Source organism: Mucilaginibacter jinjuensis (assembly GCF_028596025.1).
Lineage (GTDB): Bacteria > Bacteroidota > Bacteroidia > Sphingobacteriales > Sphingobacteriaceae > Mucilaginibacter > Mucilaginibacter jinjuensis.
Genome location: NZ_CP117167.1, coordinates 2087758 through 2104421, shown reverse-complemented (window position 1 = coordinate 2104421; position 16664 = coordinate 2087758). Strand labels below are relative to the sequence as shown.

Genomic DNA, 16664 nt, shown 5'->3' with positions numbered 1-16664 from the left:
GTAAAGGCGGAATATAGAAAATATAAGACTATTTATCGACTTAATTTATTGAATATCAAATACTTAATAACAATAAAAGAGAGGCGAAATATAGATTAAAAATAGACGATTTTAACGCTCAAACAGCTTCGATTTCCATTATGCGGGACTCGAATTCATCGTTGGAGACAAATGATTTGTTCTTGATCCGGTTTTTATAGGCGTAAATGGTGTTAACAGAATAGCCCAGTAATTTGGCAATCCGGTCGTTATCATGGATACCCATACGGATGAGTGCAAAGATGCGGTGCTCGGTACTCAATAATTGCCCGGTTGGTACAGCGATTTCTTCTTCGGGTTTAAACAGCTCGTTAAACTTGGTAATGAAGTTGGGGAACAGCCGCAGGAAAACTTTATCGAAGGTATCGAACAAATGCTGGCGTTCACTCTCGAGGTTGAGGCTTTTTACGGTAACCAAAGCATCCTCATAACGCTTGCTGGTGAGCTTCTTATCCAGCGATTTCTGGAAGTTCTCCAGCTTCTCGATATAAATAGAGTTTACGTTGAAGTAGTAACCGATGTACTCGTTCTTGATCTTGTTGGCTACACTCAGGTTCTTGTTCAGCTCTTCAAGCGATTTGTTATTTTCCTGTAATGTAATGTTGGTGGCTTTGATGATGTTGTCCGCAATCCGCAACTTCTTCAACTGGCGGAAGATGATGATGGCAAACGCAATCACAAAAAACACCAATACTGTAATAATAGACGAGTAGATGAACAGCGAACGCCTTTGCTCTTCTATCGTTTTTATCCGTTTAGCCTCAATAATGGGCATAATGCTGCTGATGGTTACCTGCCTGTGGCGGGCACCGTAGTAAGTAGCATCATCCATCGCCTGTTTGATGTAAACGAAGGCATTGTTAAGATCGCCTTGTTTATACAGGAAATCGGCCAGTTTGTAAATAGCCACGGTTTCTTTAGTGGCCGATTGCAGATCGGCAATGGCAGCTTTGATCAATAAGGCCACAGATTCATCTTTTTTGCCCTGGGTTTCGTAAACATAGCTTAAACTGCACGCACTAATGGCAAACTGATTGGCTGTTAAGTTGGGTAAGCTCAGAATCGCGGTATAGTCTTTCACCGCAGCGGGGAAGTTCCCGGTACGCAAATCTTTTAGGCCATGCAATGCTAAAAAGCGGTAAGTGCCTGGATTAGCCACTGCCAGCCCCGAATCAATGCATTGCGTGCCTGCCTGTACATATCGCCAGGTATAATCATTATTATGGTCGAAATCGGAAAGATCAAAATAACTACGGGCTTTCAGAAAATAATATTCGGCCTTGGTACTGTCTGATAAATTGTTGAGCGAAATGCCGTTCAGCGTTTCCAGCGTCTCTTTAAACATACCCGCTGAGATCAATGAAAAACCCAGCTTCATTTTAGCCGAAGCAATTAATGCCGGATTTTTTAACTGCACCGCTGCTATATCAGCCTGCTTGGCGTAGTTGTAGGCCGAATCGTATTGGAAGGTTTTATACTCATCGTACAAAGCCTGGTATAAATTATATTTATCTTCAGGCTTAGCGGTTCGGCCTAATTGATTTTTGAGCTTATCAATACCTTGTTGCTTTTTAACAACGTATTGTTCTTTATTGGCAAGCGCGTTATTAAGTTCGTTTAATAAGCTATCTGTAGCAGCACGGGTTTCGAGTGTAAGGCATAAACAGAAAACAATCAAAACCGAAAGTTTCATTATTAATCAGGAAAATAGTTTATAGAATGGTTTACAAAGGCACTAAAATAACAATCATTTAACAAAAAGCGCTTATTTAAATATGAGCACGAAAAACAATTTCGTAAGTAAACATTGTAAACTTAAATTTAGCCAATACAAACAATTACCGGTTAATGGAAAACTACAGCATTGTTATATTTATCATGGCCATTATGATCGGCCTTTCGGCAATTGCCGATTATATCAAACTGCCCTACCCTATTTTGCTGATTGTGGCCGGGATAGCGGTAGGCTTTATCCCCGATTTGCCTAAAATAGACCTGAATCCCGAGATTGTTTTCCTGATATTTCTACCCCCACTGCTCTATGATGCAGCCTTCAATATCTCGTACGAAGAATTTAGGGTGAACATCAATACCATCAGCACACTGGCTATTACACTGGTTTTTATAACCACCCTTGGTATAGCTGTTGTTGCGCATTATTTAATCCCGGATATGGGCTGGCCAATTTCTTTTGTACTGGGCGCTATACTTTCAGCAACGGATGCTGTGGCTGCCATGAGCATTACCAAAGGCCTGGGCCTGTCGCACAAAACAAACACTATACTGGAGGGCGAAAGTTTAATTAACGATGCATCGGCCCTGGTGAGTTACCGCTTTGCTGTGGCTGCTGTTGCAGGCAGCGCCTTTATATTCTGGAAAGCGGCATTGCAGTTTGCTGTTTTAATGGGTGGTGGTTATGTAGTTGGTTTCCTGATAGGGAGACTGCTGGCCCAAATCATTAAACGGACTCACAAAAATCGCCTGGTTACCATTAGTTTTATGCTGCTCGCACCCTTCGTAGCTTATTTGGTGGCCGAAGATCTGCACGTATCAGGCGTTATTGCCGTGGTGATACTGGGCCTTGGGATTGCACGTTTTGGCAAAGTGGTTTTCCCTGAAAATTTCAAACAGCAATCGAAAGCGATATGGGATATTATTATATTCCTGCTCAACGGATTGATCTTTATCCTTATCGGCCTGCAATTGCCGCACGTGGTAAAAACCGTTACACCCGCGCAAATATTACCTTATGTGGGTTATGGGTTAATAATCACTATTGTAGCGCTGTTACTAAGAATGGGCCGCGTGTTTATGCAGCAGGCTAATTTACAACAGCATTTTAAACAAGGTAAAGGTAAAATAACCGAACGCGCCCTGCTCGATTTTAAGAACAGCCTGATCATAAGCTGGTCGGGTATGCGGGGGATTGTTTCGCTGGCTATTGCCATTGGCTTACCACATAAACTAAATAATGGCGATCCGTTTCCTCAACGGAGCGCCATCATCTTTATATCGGTTGTGGTTGTGCTATTTACCTTAATTGGTCAGGGCTTAAGCCTGCCATGGCTAGTACGCCTCTTGAACAAAAAACAACCTACGCTTGCTGATAAGGCGTAATACGGCTAAACCACGAGGTAGCAAATTGCGCTTGTGATGGGTTAGCATCAATAATATTCTGGTACCTTGCCCTGCGTAACTGGCATATAGCGTTGTATAAATCTTCTGCGTTTTCGGCATTGGCTGCTGCTATCGTAAGCGGGCCAACTTGCCTGTCTACAGTTAATTTACCCGGCGATAAGGTATTTACGCCTTGTTGCAAAAACATAGCAGCTATCCCTGTGCCCATATTAACTGCGGTATCAAAAAGCTGGTTGCCAATTTGCTGATCATTAATACTGTCTAACGACTCAGTATCCCAGAAATTAGCCTTGTAGAATGATTGCACCAGTGTTTGCAGCTGTGCATTATTGTTTAAAACCTGGTTAATGCTGGGTGGATTAGAGGCAACTGCACTATCAACTGTTGGCCAGCCCGACCAGTTAGGCCAGTAATTTTTGGCTATACCCTTGTAGGTTTCGCCACCACTATCATTTGGATTGTTTGCATAGCCTCCCTCATTACCCATGGTAATTTGGAACGCCTGACTAAATTGTGCCATAGAGATAAGAATTTAAGATTTGTAATTAGGTTTTTTAAACTTAAAGCAAATTATCTTATAAAGCAATAGCAAATGGCAAAGGCTGCATAAAGCAGCCTTTGAACACACAGCATGTTCTGCCTCTCACCGCAGTTCATGTTTATTTTTAAAGCAGATCTGCGCAATTGCAGACCCGAAATTGATTTACTGATGAAATACAAATGTAGCAGGGAAATAATATCCGCTGTATGCAAAATCAGTTTTTAAAGCACCGGTGGTAGTGTCATAAAAATCAAGATCATTAACACTGTAGGCAGTGCCGAAACCCGATTGTACGGTGCTAACCACCAACTGATCTGTCTGCACATTATAACCAATACCTGCACCATATAATACTTTGCCTGTTGGCAGGGTAATAAACGGCGTTTGTAATGATGCTGCATTACCATCTACATATTTATAAATGGTTGTGCCACCGCTAAACGATGCATTCTTTGCCAAATATATAGTATTTTCTTTTGTTGATGCAGTAATTGATCCCGGGTGCCATGCGCCCCATGAACCGAAAACCGTAAACGGTACAGTAGTGGTGGTAACATCCAAAGTGGTTGGGTTAATTTTAACCAATGAGGTGCCTCCCGCTGCCCAAACCGAGCCATCAGGTGTTTTGGCAAATGCTACCAGCATAGACGGGATTTTTTTAGCTACCGAATAATCGCTCGCATTTAAGATCACCACACCTTGTGTTTGCGATAGTACAAAGATGTAATTGCCGGCTTTAATAACATCGCCTACAGAACCGGTAACGCTTGTTAGTTTAGCGCCTGCCGTGTAAGTTGTTAAATCGAACGGATATATCCCACTGCCTGAAGTTAATAAACCTTTGGTGTTATCAACCCCAACAAAACCCTGCCAGTTGCTGCCGCCCACTGCCGGGATACGGGCAATTTCTTTTAACGAATAAGCATCGGTAACCACCATCGGGCCGCCTACTTTGGCTACCAGGAACAGGTTGTTGTTAAAGATGGTAGCGTTCTCTAAAGTTGAAGTTGCCGGATCAAGCGTTTTGCCCGGGTTTTCTTTGGTGAAGATACTGTCCTCCTTAGTCTTGGTATCATACCTATAGAAACTCACGCTACCCGTACCATGGCCAAACCATCCCTCGTTAATAATAAAGAAACCGTTCTCATACTTGCCTAAAACGTGGATCTTGTAATCGGCAGATGAGTAACCGCCTGCTGTGCTGGCTTTAAAATTAATGGTATAATCGCCGCGGGTATCTGGTGTAAACGTAAATGTAGAATCGGTGCCTTTGTTGGTGCCATTTACCGTCCAGGTATATACTACGTTTTTCGTGTTCAGTTTAGGGTGTATGGTTAGCGATTTGCCAACGGTAACCGTATCAGCAAGCTTACCGCCGATAGATGAGATCTCCGGCCTTGCCGCAAAGTTGCCGTCACCAACGTTATCCTTTTTACAAGATGCCGCGGCCATCAGCAAAATGCCCAATGCGCCAATCCCTAATTTTAAAGTAATTGTTCTTTTCATTCTTAATGTATTATATGCGTGTATTTAATTTGTTTAGTTTTTAAGCAGGCTCAGATCGGCTGCGCCAGTAAACTCGGTCGATTGCTCGCCCAGCCAGCCCATGTTGTAAAGTATGCCTGTTTGCACTTTTATAAAGTCGATACCCTTGAGGTTTACCGGGTTCCCTTTGGTATCTACAGCCGTAGCAATGTCGATTTTATCGCCGCCGGCAGAGTTATCGGCGTAGCCATAATCAAAAGAAGCACTGGTGATGAAAGACGGGTTGCTGTCGTTAATATTAGTTGACGGCAGCAAAGAGCCGGTTAAAGTATAGGTATCGCCCTTAATGCCCTTAGGGAAGTAGGCTTGTGTATGGAATACATTGGTTTGCACCATCCCTGTTTTACCCAGGTTATCTTTCCAGGGCACACTACAGGTATCGCATTTGGGGCGGGTATAGGTTACCGAGTAATTGGCGTTATAACCTGGTTTACCATAAGCGCTGCCTTTAATTTCGTACCAGGTATCGTCGGGTTTGCCATTGCCGTTGGTATCCTGCATTACCCATATCACACCGGGTTCGGCAAAACTGGCGAAGGCGTTGCCGTAAACGATAAAATCGGTTTTGCCGCTAACATCCAGCACCGTATGATCAAAGCCTACAATTATGTAACCACCCCAGGCCCCCAAACTCACCAAACCCTGGTTAGTTTTCAGCGTACCTTTGGCTGCAACGGTATCGCCCAAACTGGTATTGGTAAACTGACCGGGAGCCGGGTTAAACTCAAACAGATTGCTTACATAAGCATTGCTGGTAGCGGTTACCGGCCTGGTATGGTCGGTTACCGGTGTTGCTGTATCGTCTTTATCCTTTTTACAGGATGCCCATAAGAGGCTTACAAGTGCGCATAATGCGATGAGCGCCTTTACATTTTTTTGCTTTACCATAAGTTTTTATTCGGGATTAATAGATGCGTGTGGAATGCCCTGGTAATGGGATTATTGAGACAAAGGTTTTGGGTTGAACCTGGTTTGAAATGAATAGCGTGCTCTTTTTGTGCTATTGGCGGGGTGCACAAAAGCAGCGTACAGCCCACTAAAGTGGACTGCCGAAAAAGCAAACCTGTATTACTACAAATGCATTTTACCGCACTTAGTAAAAATAATTTCATGTGTTTTGTGTGAGTTAAAACCCCACAGCAAACAGTATGACAGCACTAAAAAATGAAATACACGAAAGGTATCATCATTCCAGCTTCAATCCCCGAAAGCTATGAATCAATATGTGCGATGGCAGGTCTTCTGACTTACTCCCCTCGGCCCGGTCTTCCCACACCGATCAAAATCGGCACAGTGACTAAAAGAATGGGCTTTGGTATATGGAGCTTACAGCTGCGGGACAGTCCCGGATTTACACCGGCTTCCCTTTTAATCCCGGTTTTCACCGGGAACCAAAAGCAATGCAAACTTAAAAGAAAAATTACAGGATGCGAAATGAGTTTAAATATGTATTAATAGCCATTCCGCATCCTGTATTTGCGAGCTTTACGCAGCACTAATCTCAGCCATTATCTGGGCCAGATCATCGCGCGAGATGGGTTTGATATAGAAATTTGATATGGCTTTATAAGTTGCTGCTTTGGCATGGTCGGCTACATCTATAGATGAGCTTACAATGTAAACCGTAATTTTTTTGCTCACCTTAAATTTAATAAACTCATCTAAAAACTGCCAGCCATCCATCACGGGCATGTTTAAATCGAGCAGTATCACATCGGGCAATATTTCGGGCGATTCGAGGATGGGTTTAAGATATTTTATGGCTTCGAGGCCGTTATGAAACACCAGCAGGTTTTCACAAAAGTCAACCACTTTCATTTGTTTCGATAAAACATAGGTAAATATTTTATCGTCATCAATAATACAGGCAATGTCTAATTTTCTCATACGTATCAGCTAAATTCTATTTTAAAAGTAGTTCCTTCATTTACTGTGCTCCGGGCTTCAATTTTACCACCCATGGCATCAACCTGGTTCTTAACCAAAAACAGGCCTATTCCCCGCGCATCATTATTATCATGGAAAGTTTTGTACATGCCAAAAAGCTTGTGCCCGTGCAAACCAAGATCAATCCCTATCCCATTATCTGTTATTTCGAGCGTTACTATATTGTTCAGCTCGTAAACTTTAATATCAATATGTAAAGCCCTGTCGGGATGGCGGTACTTAATACTGTTGGTTAACAAATTTAATAAAATGCTCTCCAAATAAGCCGGGTCATATTGTATGCTGATGCCGGGATCAACATCAACAGATAGTTTTGCGTTTACCTGTCTTAAAGATAACGACAAAACCTCGAGCATGCGGTGAATTTCCTGGTGTAGGTTTAATATTTTTTTGCTGTACTCCTTGTTGCTGTGTACATCAACCACATCATTTAAATGGGCAAGCGTTTGCTGCAAATTGGCTGTATTAATCACCAGCATTTGCATCATCTTTTGCTTTTCCTCATCGTCGGTTTCGTGGGTTATCATATCCAGCAGCATTTGTATGTTACCGGTGTGCGAACGCAGGTTGTGCGATACAATATGTGCAAAGTTTAGCAAACGGCCGTTTTGCCCACTAATAACTTCCATAGCCTGTTTGCGCTCCTGCTCCATGGCTTTTCTATCATGGATATCGGCGTAGGTACCCAGCATCAGCAATGGCTTATCGTCATCACTCCATTTTACTACTTTGCCCCTTACCTCTACCCAAATCCAATCACCGTTTTTATGCATCATGCGGCATTCGCAGGCATAAAATTTCTCTTCCTTTTTAAAGCATTTTTCCAGCTCTAAAGCATTAATGTCCCGGTCATCCGGGTGGATCAGATCATGCCAGGCAGCCATTGTATCAGCCCCAAGCTCGTTAGGTAAATAACCTAATATAGCGGCCGATCTTTTATTATAAACAGTCTCATCAGTGGGTATGTGCCACTCCCAGGTACCAACCTGGGTACTTTTTAAAATATTATCGAGGCGCTGCCGTTCGCGCAACAGTATCTCCATCGATCGCTTGCGATCAGTTATATCCTTTATCTGGGAAACAAAATACAGGGGCACACTGTCGGCATCACGTACCAGCGTTACGCTGAGGTAGATCCAGATCTGGTGACCCAATTTATGGAAATACCTTTTCTCGATATTATAAGTAGTGATCTCGTTATTGAGCAGGCGGTACATGTGGCTCAGATCAAGGTCGAGATCATCGGGGTGGGTAAAATCCTGAAATGTGTGTTTTAAAAACTCTTCTTCATCATAGCCCAACAGGCTGCACAAGCTATTATTTACCTTAATCCAATGGCCATCCGGGGCTACGAGCGCCATCCCGATAGGTGCGTAATCAAAAGCCTGGTGAAATTTTTCTTCCCGCTCTTCCAACGCGCGGATCATATTAACCTGGCTGGTTATATCTTCAAGCGTACCATAAATAATGGTGCATTCGCCGTCTTCATAGTTGGCATGAATCCGCATTTTTACCCACTTAAGTACCCCTCTGGCGCTTCTAAGCCTAAACTCGCCAACCTGTGGCTCACCCGAACTAATACCATATTCTATTACCGAGCGTACAATATCCTGGTCCAGGTAAAATTCGGCGGCCTCTTCTAATGTAAGATATAATACATCGGGACCAACTTCATAAATATCCCTTACATACTGGTTCCAGTAAATTTCGCCCGTAACAAGGTTTCTTTGCCAAATACCAAGCTGCGCTAAAGGTGTTACCTTTTCGTAAAGTTCCAGTTTCTTATGCATCGCAGTTTCTAATGTATCAGCTACAGATATCGAGAACTATTATAAGGATAAAATAAGTATTATTAATATACTTACGTTTAAAAAGACTTATACGTAAGTAACAAATTCATATCAAAATATTTATGATATTATTAAGCAAATAAGCTTAACTGCTACGAAGATGTTTTTGTTCTGTTTTATTTAGATGCAACTGCTTCTTTGGCAACGGCGAGCCCTCTGCCCGATATCAGCAATTCGTTAGTAATGGTACGGGTATAGGTTTTAATCTCTTCCTGAAAATCAACCACCGATGCCCCCGAACGGATTTCTTCCAGTCGTTTTTCCCAGGTGCCTGTCAGTTCCGCCTGGGCTATTTTTTGATCTTTGACTACAGTGTATACTGCAAGACCCATTTTGGTAGGCAGCAGGTTCTTCTTTTCGCGCTGCACGTAATCACGTTTTATTAATGTTTCGATGATGGATGCGCGGGTTGCAGGCGTACCCAATCCGCTATCTTTCATAGCGTAACGCAGTTCCTCGTCGTCAATTTCCTTGCCTGCAGTTTCGAGCGCTTTCAATAAACTAGCCTCGTTGTAAAGCGGCTTGGGTTTGGTTTGCTTTTCGAGGATGGCTTTATTAGGCACGGGCAAATTTTCGCCCTGTACTACTTTGGGTAGCGAAGCATTTTCTTCGTCTTTCTTCTCTTCATCAGGCTCGTTAAATACAGCACGCCATCCCGGAATGCCGATCACTGTACCGCTGGCCATAAATTTACTGCCCGATTGTATCGTAATTTTGGTGATCTCCTTAATACAATCCTGGTGAAAGGCTTCGAGCATGCGGCCAACTACCATATCGTAAATGGCCTGTTTATCGTCCGAGAGTTGATACGGCACCTCACCCGTAGGTAAAATAGCGTGGTGATCCGTCACCTTTTTAGCGTTAACGCTGCGTTTACTCAGTTTATTTTCGGAGAGAAAAGTTGCCTGTTTGCCGAATTGCGGGTGATCTTTATATTTATCGATCAAGCTTGGTACGGTCGCAAAAACATCATCACCAATGTAGCGGCTGCCTGTACGCGGGTAGGTTACCAGTTTGCTTTCATAGAGATTTTGAAGCAGCGACAAGGTTTGATCTGCCGTAAAACCTTTTCGCTTATTAGCCTCTTGCTGTAAACTACTCAGATCGTGCAATAGCGGTGGCGGCTCTTTGCGGGGCTTGGCCTCCACGTTGAGGATATGACCTCCGGCAGGAAAACCGGCAGCAACATCCTGTACCTGATCCAGTATAACCTGGGCGTCTTCTTTAGTTTTATAATTTTCTGGTGATATAGCGCGGAACATTTGCCCGTCTTTATCAACCTGTATAGCAACCTGGTAATAAGTCTGCGGAACGAAGTTCTTGTTCTCCAGATACCGTGAGCAGATCATGGCCAGCGTTGGCGTTTGCACACGGCCCAGTGAAAGTACTGAACGTGTACCGGCAGAAAGACTCAGCGCCTGCGTGGCATTCATCCCCACCAGCCAGTCTGATTGTGAGCGGCAGTGAGCAGAGTTAAATAATGCATCGTAATCAGTCCCCGGTTTTAAATTGCGGAAACCTTCTTTAATGGCCTCATCGGTTTGCGATGAGATCCAAAGCCTTTTAAACGGCTTTTTGCATTTTAAATAGTAATAAATATAGCGAAAGATGAGTTCACCCTCGCGCCCGGCATCCGTTGCCACAATAATTTCGGTGGCTTCGTCAAAAAGTTTTTGGATAATGTCGAGCTGTTTGCGGACTGATGGATCTTCGATCATGCCATCCTTACTTTTTACCTTGCGGATAGAAAGCTTGAATTTGGCGGGCAGCATGGGCAGGTTTTGTACGCTCCAGCCATAAAAGCCGTACTCTTGCGGCGGGGCTAATTGCAACAGGTGGCCAAAGGCCCAGGTAAAGGTATAGCCCTTGCCTTCGATATAGCCTTCGCGTTTTTGGTTAGCGCCAAATACCTTGGCAATTTCGCGTGCTACCGATGGCTTTTCGGCAATAATTACTTTCATTAATCGCTGTTAGGTGATCAGATACGGTAACGTAAACGGATGCTTTTACCAATAGCATCGGCCAAACGGTTAAGACCTGCGTCTTCGTTTTCTTTAAATTTCCAAACCTTATCATTTAAAACCAAAGTCCTGTTTTCTTCCAAAACTTCAACCTCTAATTCGGTAGCTCCCAGATCAGGAGGGGTTGGTGATAATAACTTGATTGTGTAATCCTGTTGTTCAAAAGTGATGCGTAGCGCCTGTCCCATAAATCAGGCTGAAATTACGCAAACCCATTGGTATTACAACGTTTGTTGAAAAATCTTTGCTAATATATTTAGAGATTTAACTGAAACGTTAAATAAAAACAGCTCATTCTTTTTGGGAATGAGCTGTTTTTGATCTACTTAGTATTTAAGAAATGCCTTAATCTACCAATTCGAATTTTATTTTTTGGTTACCTGCCATAATCACAAAATCGCCAGATTCAAGATGTTTTTTACCATCTGCATCCGGGAAACTCAGGTCGCGCATGGGGTCAATCTCAAATTTGTACACGTATTTTCCACCTGCGGCAATCTCTTTTTTCTCAAAGTGTTTCAGCTCTTTCATCGGGCGAGAGATAGAGCTTGCGTGCGATGCGATATACCACAACGCAGTTTCTTTACCGGTAACACCACCTGTATTGCTCACCTCAACAGTAGCCACCAATTTTTGATTTTTGTGGATCTGTGCAGCCGATAAACTGATTGGCGCATACGTAAAATCGGTATAGCTTAAACCGTGACCGAACCAGTACAATGGATCAGTCGGGATATCCTGGTACTTGCCAGAATTTGGGCGCGCGCTCTGGCGCATATCATAATAAGTAGGGATCTGGCCTGTAGTCAAAGGGAAAGTAATATCCAGTTTACCAGATGGGTTTACACGGCCCGAAATGATGGAAGCCAATGCAGTACCACCTGCAACACCCGGTTGCCACATCTCTACAATAGCATCGGCCATAGGCTCCAGACGAACCAGCTCCAACGGGCGGCCGTTTGCCAGTACCAATACAATAGGTTTACCGGTTTTCTTTAACTCGGCAACCAATTTTTCCTGGATAGCAGGTAAGGAGATATTTGAACGTGAGGTATTTTCACCGCTCCATGTTTTCTTTTCGCCGAGGCAAACTACCACAACGTCTGATTTTTGGGCTGCGGCAACAGCTTCTGCAATGCCGCTTTCGTCTGTACCGTCAATCTCGGTTCCTTTAGCGTAGTTGATCTGCGCTTTTTGAGCGAACTCTTTATTGAAACCATCAATGATAGTCTCTGCATCTTTAGGATCACCCTGTGCCGACCAGTTACCGATCAGATCAGCCTGATCTTTAGCCAGCGGACCAACCAACGCAATTGACTTGATGTTTGAGCCTAAAGGCAATACTTTAGACTTGTTTTTCAATAACACCATTGATTCTGTAGCCAGTTTCGCGGCAACAGCCTTGCTTTCTGGTTGCAAATAACGTTCAGCAACAATTGGGGTATATGGATTATCGAACAAACCCAGACGGAACTTAATGCGCAGGATACGTTTAACCGCATCATCAATTTTAGTCATCGGCACCTTTTTTTCGTCGATGAGTTGTTTCAGGTTTTGGCCGTAAATGTCATCAACCATATCCATTTCAACACCGGCCATAAATGCTTTAAGTCCGGCCTCTTTGCGGTCTTTAGCTACGCCCTGTGCCATCAGTTGCTCTACCGAACCCCAGTCAGACACCACGAAACCGTCATGTTTCCAGCGACCTTTTAAAACCTCGGTTAAGGTATAAGGGTTAGCCGAAGCCGGGATGCCGCTGATATCGTTAAATCCACTCATTAAAGTAGCTGCACCAGCTTTTACACCAGCCTCGTAAGGCACCATATAGGTTTCCCAAAGTGATTGGGCAGAAATATCGGCATAATGATAATCGCGGCCACCTTCTGACATACCGTAACCGATATAGTGTTTCAGACAAGCAGCAATTGAATATTGCTCGTTCAGTTTTTTACCCTGGTAACCTTTAACCGATGCTACACCGAACATGGCGTTGGTGTAAGGATCTTCTCCATAACCTTCTGATACACGGCCCCAGCGCGGGTCGCGGGCAACGTCGATCATTGGCGAAAATGTCCAGTCGATACCAGATAATTTGGTTTCTTTGGCAGCAACCGCGCAGGCTTCTTCCACCAGTTCGGGGTTCCATGAACAACCTTGTGCTAGTGAAATTGGATATATAGTACGGAAACCGTGAATTACATCATAACCGAATAAAATAGGAATACCCAAACGGGTTTCTTCCATAGCGCGTTTCTGCACCGTATTACGGAATGCAGGATCGGCGCTGAAATAAATTAGTGAACCAATACCTGCCGGGAAAGTAGGCTTTTTATAACCGTTGTTGTTAGGGTTGTTATTATCCCCTACGGTTTGCTGGTTTAACTGCTCAATCTTCTCTTCAAGCGTCATACGTTTCAGCAAATCCTCTACCCTGCTTTCAACCGGTGCGTTTTTATCTTTATAAACCGGCACAGGCGGCTTGGCTGCCAATACTTGCCCACCAAGTATTAGCATAGTTACTAAACTAAAATATTTCATGCGCTAAATATAAGCGATGGTGTAATACTTACAATAACCTATTTTCGATTAAAGTACCGCACATTTAATGCGCTGAAATTCTGTAGGGTTACAACCCGCAAAATGTTTAAAAAAGCGGCTGAAATGCGAGCTGGTATCGAAGTTGAGCTTATCGGCAACTTCTTTTACGCTTAATTCCGACGAGCATAGCCAATATTTTGCCTCCTGGTAAATACGGTTATGGATCAATTGCAGCGGCGTTGAACCTGTTTCTTGCTTAACTACTTCGCTTAAATGCTTGGCGGTAACAAACAGTAGATCGGCGTATTCCTGCACGGTGCGCAATTGTAGAAAGTGCACTTCTACCAGTTTTTTATAGTGATTAACCAGTTGTTGGGTACGGCTTGGATGCGCAATTTGTATCGGAGGTACACTCTGACCAGTCACTCTTCTATTGGCTTCGAACAATAACTCGAAGAATAATAGCCGAAGCATTTGCCTGTGAAACGGTTGCTGGCTGTGAAATTCATGATCCAGTTTTTGAAACAGTGTGCCAATGGTATCGGCACTATCTTCTGGCAACAGGCAAACGGGTGGCTTCTCAGGATTGATATCTAACAGGCTATTTACTACGGCTTCCTGGATCATACCATCGGCCAGAAATTCTTTTTTAAAGAGGATGATGTAAAGATCCAAATCTTCTGATGCCTCATGCCAGGCGTTTAACGAATGCGGCGTGGCAATATGCATGCTATTGGCCGAAACTTCGAACCTAAACTGGTTAATGGTGCGTACTGAGTTGCCGGCAAGGCATAATACTAAGGCATAATGATCGGCTTTAAAGGGCAGCTGGGCTACCATGTTGCCGGTGTGACGGATGATGGCGAAGTTTTCTTCACTCACCAATTCATCTTTTAATTGAGGGTAGTTCTGTGGATCGCGATCTGCAGATGTAAAATGACGGATAGTAGTAGAAATGTCGAGTGTTTTTGCAAATTGTTCCATTTTTTAGTTGGGGTTGACTGCTGCAAAAGAAGGAATACTCTGAGCAAAAACTGTCACGGCAGTGTACAGGGTACACTTAGTGTATCAGGGGAAAGTCATAACATTAATTTAACATTGAAAGAGCCTGTATCAAACTTGTCATTTCGACGATAGGAGAAATCTTATGCGCCATGCTTAACTGCAAAGTTCTATCACATACTTATAAATAGCATAAGATTTCTCAGTCGTACCTCCTTCGAAATGACAAACTTGTGGTTACTATCTGCGCCATTGTTGGTGTTGTCACCAACAATTATCTATTTGCTAACTGCAAGTTGTTGGTGACAACACCAACAACGGCGCTGAACTTTTGGATATCACACTCACATAAAACAAAGCGGCCCGCTCCATTACGAAGCAGGCCGCTAATCCATCATCACTAAGCATTAAGTCGCTTTATATTATAAACCGAATGCGTAAGCAACACGCAGACCGAAGAAGTTATTGGTGCTGCCGTTGTCAACAAATTTGGTGTTGCTTTCGAAACGTACACCGGCATCCAGGTAGTTTTTACCACCCAATGGGAATTGGTAACCAATTTGAGGAGCGTAAACAAAGGCGGTTGATTTATCTGCACCAACTTTGTCTTTATCAGTTACAAATGAAGCACCTGCTTCGCCCTGAATGTAGAAGTTACCTACCGGATAGTATTTTAAACCGGCTTTAACCGGGATTAATTGTAAATCGCTGCCTTTAATGTTGGTTACATCATTGGTTTTAGCGAAGAAATTATCGAAACCTGCGTTAACGGTTACATACAATTGGTTTTTGTAGATCGGGAAATCTGCTTGTACAGATCCGCCTAAATTCCAGTTGTAAGCATTGTGGAGGCTACCTACCGGTACGCCGCCATCGGGGCCTACGCTTAATATAACACCACTACGTGTTGCAGATGCTGCAGGTGCAGTTGTTGTGGTAGTTTGTGCTTTAGTAGATAAAGTAAATATGCTTGATAATGCAAGTGTTAATACACTTAGTTTAATTGAAGTTTTCATTTTGTTATTATTTATTAGTGTAGAAATGTTTTTCATTTTTAGATGTTATCTGTAAATCTGGTGGTACAGTTCATAAGCCTGTTGGCACCAGTGCAGCAGCCTGCCTTTTAGTAATGCTTTGTGATGATCTTGTGTCTTCATTGTTTTTGTTTTCATTCGACAGGTCAAAGGTATGGCGGGTATCGGGGCGCATCAATTCCAATATTTCGGGTGATAGAACCAATTTTTCCTTTTTTGCGAGGAAAGCGGCTTTTTTAAAGCGTATTCGATATTATTGATGAAGATTGCGTGACAATAGCACACAAAAAAAGCGGCATTAACTTAGTTAATGCCGCTTTATAAAATGGATCTTGTCATTCTGAGTGCTAACGAAGAATCTTCTGCACTTTGCATTCTGTTAATTCTCTAATTCTGAAAATTCTGGTTCAAGACAGGGCGAAGAAGATTCTTCACTACGTTCAGAATGACAAGTGAAGTATTTTAGGCTTTAGCAGTTGCCGCAGCTTTCTTAGTGCATTTAGGGCAGGTGCCGTTAGCGTATAAGGTAAATCCTTGTGTAGTAAAACCTTCGGGCAGAGTTACCGGCGGCAGGTGCAGATCATCAAGGCAGTATACATTTTTGCACATGGTGCAGTTAAAATGCAAATGCTCATCGTGGTGATGATGCTCTCCGCAGTCAGACGAGCACATGGCATAATTTGCCGTGCCATTTAAATCAAATACTTTATGGATGATGCCTTTCTCTTCAAACGCATTTAAAATGCGGTATAAAGTAACACGGTCTATATCGTTCATCACACTTTCGAGGTCGGGCTGTGACGTAGCCGTACTCTTAGACGCCATCATAGACAGCACACGTAAACGCGGACTGGTTTTCTTTAAATGGTGTTTATCTAAAAGATCTTCGAAGTCGAATTTATTCCTGGTTTGTGCCATTAGAATGGTATAACGTAGTAAAGTACACAAAGTTACTAAGAACGATTGACTTTTAACAAAACGCCTTTACAAAATGAAGTTTTGATGAATA

13 protein-coding genes and 1 riboswitch are annotated in these 16664 nt (G+C 43.1%); of the genes, 1 reads left to right on the top strand and 12 read right to left on the bottom strand.

Annotated features, from left to right (window positions below; all coding sequences use genetic code 11):
- Nucleotides 1-118: 118 nt before the first annotated feature.
- Complete coding sequence (locus PQO05_RS09610) at nucleotides 119-1732, bottom strand: DUF6377 domain-containing protein (RefSeq protein WP_273632518.1); 1614 nt, start codon at nucleotides 1730-1732, stop codon at nucleotides 119-121.
- Between the two features lie 155 nt (nucleotides 1733-1887).
- Between PQO05_RS09610 and PQO05_RS09605 the strand changes: the two genes are divergently transcribed.
- Nucleotides 1888-3156 carry a Na+/H+ antiporter gene (locus PQO05_RS09605; RefSeq protein ID WP_273632517.1) on the top strand — a complete coding sequence of 423 codons (1269 nt, stop codon included), beginning with the start codon at nucleotides 1888-1890 and terminating at the stop codon, nucleotides 3154-3156.
- On the opposite strand, the gene PQO05_RS09600 is transcribed toward PQO05_RS09605, so the two are convergent.
- From PQO05_RS09600 to PQO05_RS09550, 11 genes are all read right to left on the bottom strand, one after another.
- Entirely contained in the window at nucleotides 3134-3697 is a 564-nt protein-coding gene (locus tag PQO05_RS09600) for a glycoside hydrolase family 108 protein (protein WP_273632516.1), read from the bottom strand. The two genes, PQO05_RS09605 and PQO05_RS09600, sit on opposite strands and share 23 nt — an antisense overlap.
- 183 nt (nucleotides 3698-3880) lie before the next feature.
- Nucleotides 3881-5224 carry a DUF5074 domain-containing protein gene (locus PQO05_RS09595; RefSeq protein ID WP_273632515.1) on the bottom strand — a complete coding sequence of 448 codons (1344 nt, stop codon included), beginning with the start codon at nucleotides 5222-5224 and terminating at the stop codon, nucleotides 3881-3883.
- A gap of 33 nt (nucleotides 5225-5257) precedes the next feature.
- Nucleotides 5258-6151, bottom strand: a complete 894-nt coding sequence (locus PQO05_RS09590) for a cell surface protein (RefSeq protein WP_273632514.1) — start codon at nucleotides 6149-6151, stop codon at nucleotides 5258-5260.
- A 327-nt stretch (nucleotides 6152-6478) separates the two neighbouring features.
- Nucleotides 6479-6674, bottom strand: a riboswitch (cobalamin riboswitch).
- 74 nt (nucleotides 6675-6748) lie between these two features.
- On the bottom strand, nucleotides 6749-7150 hold the full coding sequence (locus tag PQO05_RS09585) for a response regulator (RefSeq protein WP_273632513.1): 402 nt from the start codon (nucleotides 7148-7150) through the stop codon (nucleotides 6749-6751).
- Nucleotides 7151-7155: 5 nt separating this feature from the next.
- Nucleotides 7156-9000, bottom strand: coding sequence for a sensor histidine kinase (locus PQO05_RS09580; protein ID WP_273632512.1), 1845 nt, complete (start codon nucleotides 8998-9000; stop codon nucleotides 7156-7158).
- 176 nt (nucleotides 9001-9176) lie between these two features.
- Complete coding sequence (locus PQO05_RS09575; RefSeq protein WP_273632510.1) at nucleotides 9177-11021, bottom strand: DNA topoisomerase 3; 1845 nt, start codon at nucleotides 11019-11021, stop codon at nucleotides 9177-9179.
- 17 nt (nucleotides 11022-11038) lie between these two features.
- Complete coding sequence (locus tag PQO05_RS09570; protein ID WP_273632509.1) at nucleotides 11039-11269, bottom strand: hypothetical protein; 231 nt, start codon at nucleotides 11267-11269, stop codon at nucleotides 11039-11041.
- A gap of 157 nt (nucleotides 11270-11426) precedes the next feature.
- Nucleotides 11427-13619, bottom strand: a complete 2193-nt coding sequence (locus PQO05_RS09565) for a glycoside hydrolase family 3 N-terminal domain-containing protein (RefSeq protein WP_273632508.1) — start codon at nucleotides 13617-13619, stop codon at nucleotides 11427-11429.
- Between the two features lie 48 nt (nucleotides 13620-13667).
- Nucleotides 13668-14603, bottom strand: a complete 936-nt coding sequence (locus tag PQO05_RS09560) for a helix-turn-helix domain-containing protein (protein WP_273632507.1) — start codon at nucleotides 14601-14603, stop codon at nucleotides 13668-13670.
- A 440-nt stretch (nucleotides 14604-15043) separates the two neighbouring features.
- Nucleotides 15044-15637 (bottom strand): hypothetical protein, encoded by a 594-nt coding sequence (locus PQO05_RS09555; protein WP_273632506.1) that lies wholly within the window; start codon nucleotides 15635-15637, stop codon nucleotides 15044-15046.
- Between the two features lie 480 nt (nucleotides 15638-16117).
- Nucleotides 16118-16573 (bottom strand): Fur family transcriptional regulator, encoded by a 456-nt coding sequence (locus tag PQO05_RS09550; RefSeq protein WP_273632504.1) that lies wholly within the window; start codon nucleotides 16571-16573, stop codon nucleotides 16118-16120.
- Nucleotides 16574-16664 lie beyond the last annotated feature (91 nt).

Coding starts and splice junctions, on each gene's coding strand:
- PQO05_RS09560 (WP_273632507.1), bottom strand. CDS start 14,603: ATGGAACAATTTGCAAAAACACTCGACATTTCTACTACTATCCGTCAT.
- PQO05_RS09555 (WP_273632506.1), bottom strand. CDS start 15,637: ATGAAAACTTCAATTAAACTAAGTGTATTAACACTTGCATTATCAAGC.
- PQO05_RS09570 (WP_273632509.1), bottom strand. CDS start 11,269: ATGGGACAGGCGCTACGCATCACTTTTGAACAACAGGATTACACAATC.
- PQO05_RS09605 (WP_273632517.1), top strand. CDS start 1,888: ATGGAAAACTACAGCATTGTTATATTTATCATGGCCATTATGATCGGC.
- PQO05_RS09590 (WP_273632514.1), bottom strand. CDS start 6,151: ATGGTAAAGCAAAAAAATGTAAAGGCGCTCATCGCATTATGCGCACTT.
- PQO05_RS09595 (WP_273632515.1), bottom strand. CDS start 5,224: ATGAAAAGAACAATTACTTTAAAATTAGGGATTGGCGCATTGGGCATT.
- PQO05_RS09580 (WP_273632512.1), bottom strand. CDS start 9,000: ATGCATAAGAAACTGGAACTTTACGAAAAGGTAACACCTTTAGCGCAG.
- PQO05_RS09600 (WP_273632516.1), bottom strand. CDS start 3,697: ATGGCACAATTTAGTCAGGCGTTCCAAATTACCATGGGTAATGAGGGA.
- PQO05_RS09550 (WP_273632504.1), bottom strand. CDS start 16,573: ATGGCACAAACCAGGAATAAATTCGACTTCGAAGATCTTTTAGATAAA.
- PQO05_RS09585 (WP_273632513.1), bottom strand. CDS start 7,150: ATGAGAAAATTAGACATTGCCTGTATTATTGATGACGATAAAATATTT.
- PQO05_RS09610 (WP_273632518.1), bottom strand. CDS start 1,732: ATGAAACTTTCGGTTTTGATTGTTTTCTGTTTATGCCTTACACTCGAA.
- PQO05_RS09565 (WP_273632508.1), bottom strand. CDS start 13,619: ATGAAATATTTTAGTTTAGTAACTATGCTAATACTTGGTGGGCAAGTA.
- PQO05_RS09575 (WP_273632510.1), bottom strand. CDS start 11,021: ATGAAAGTAATTATTGCCGAAAAGCCATCGGTAGCACGCGAAATTGCC.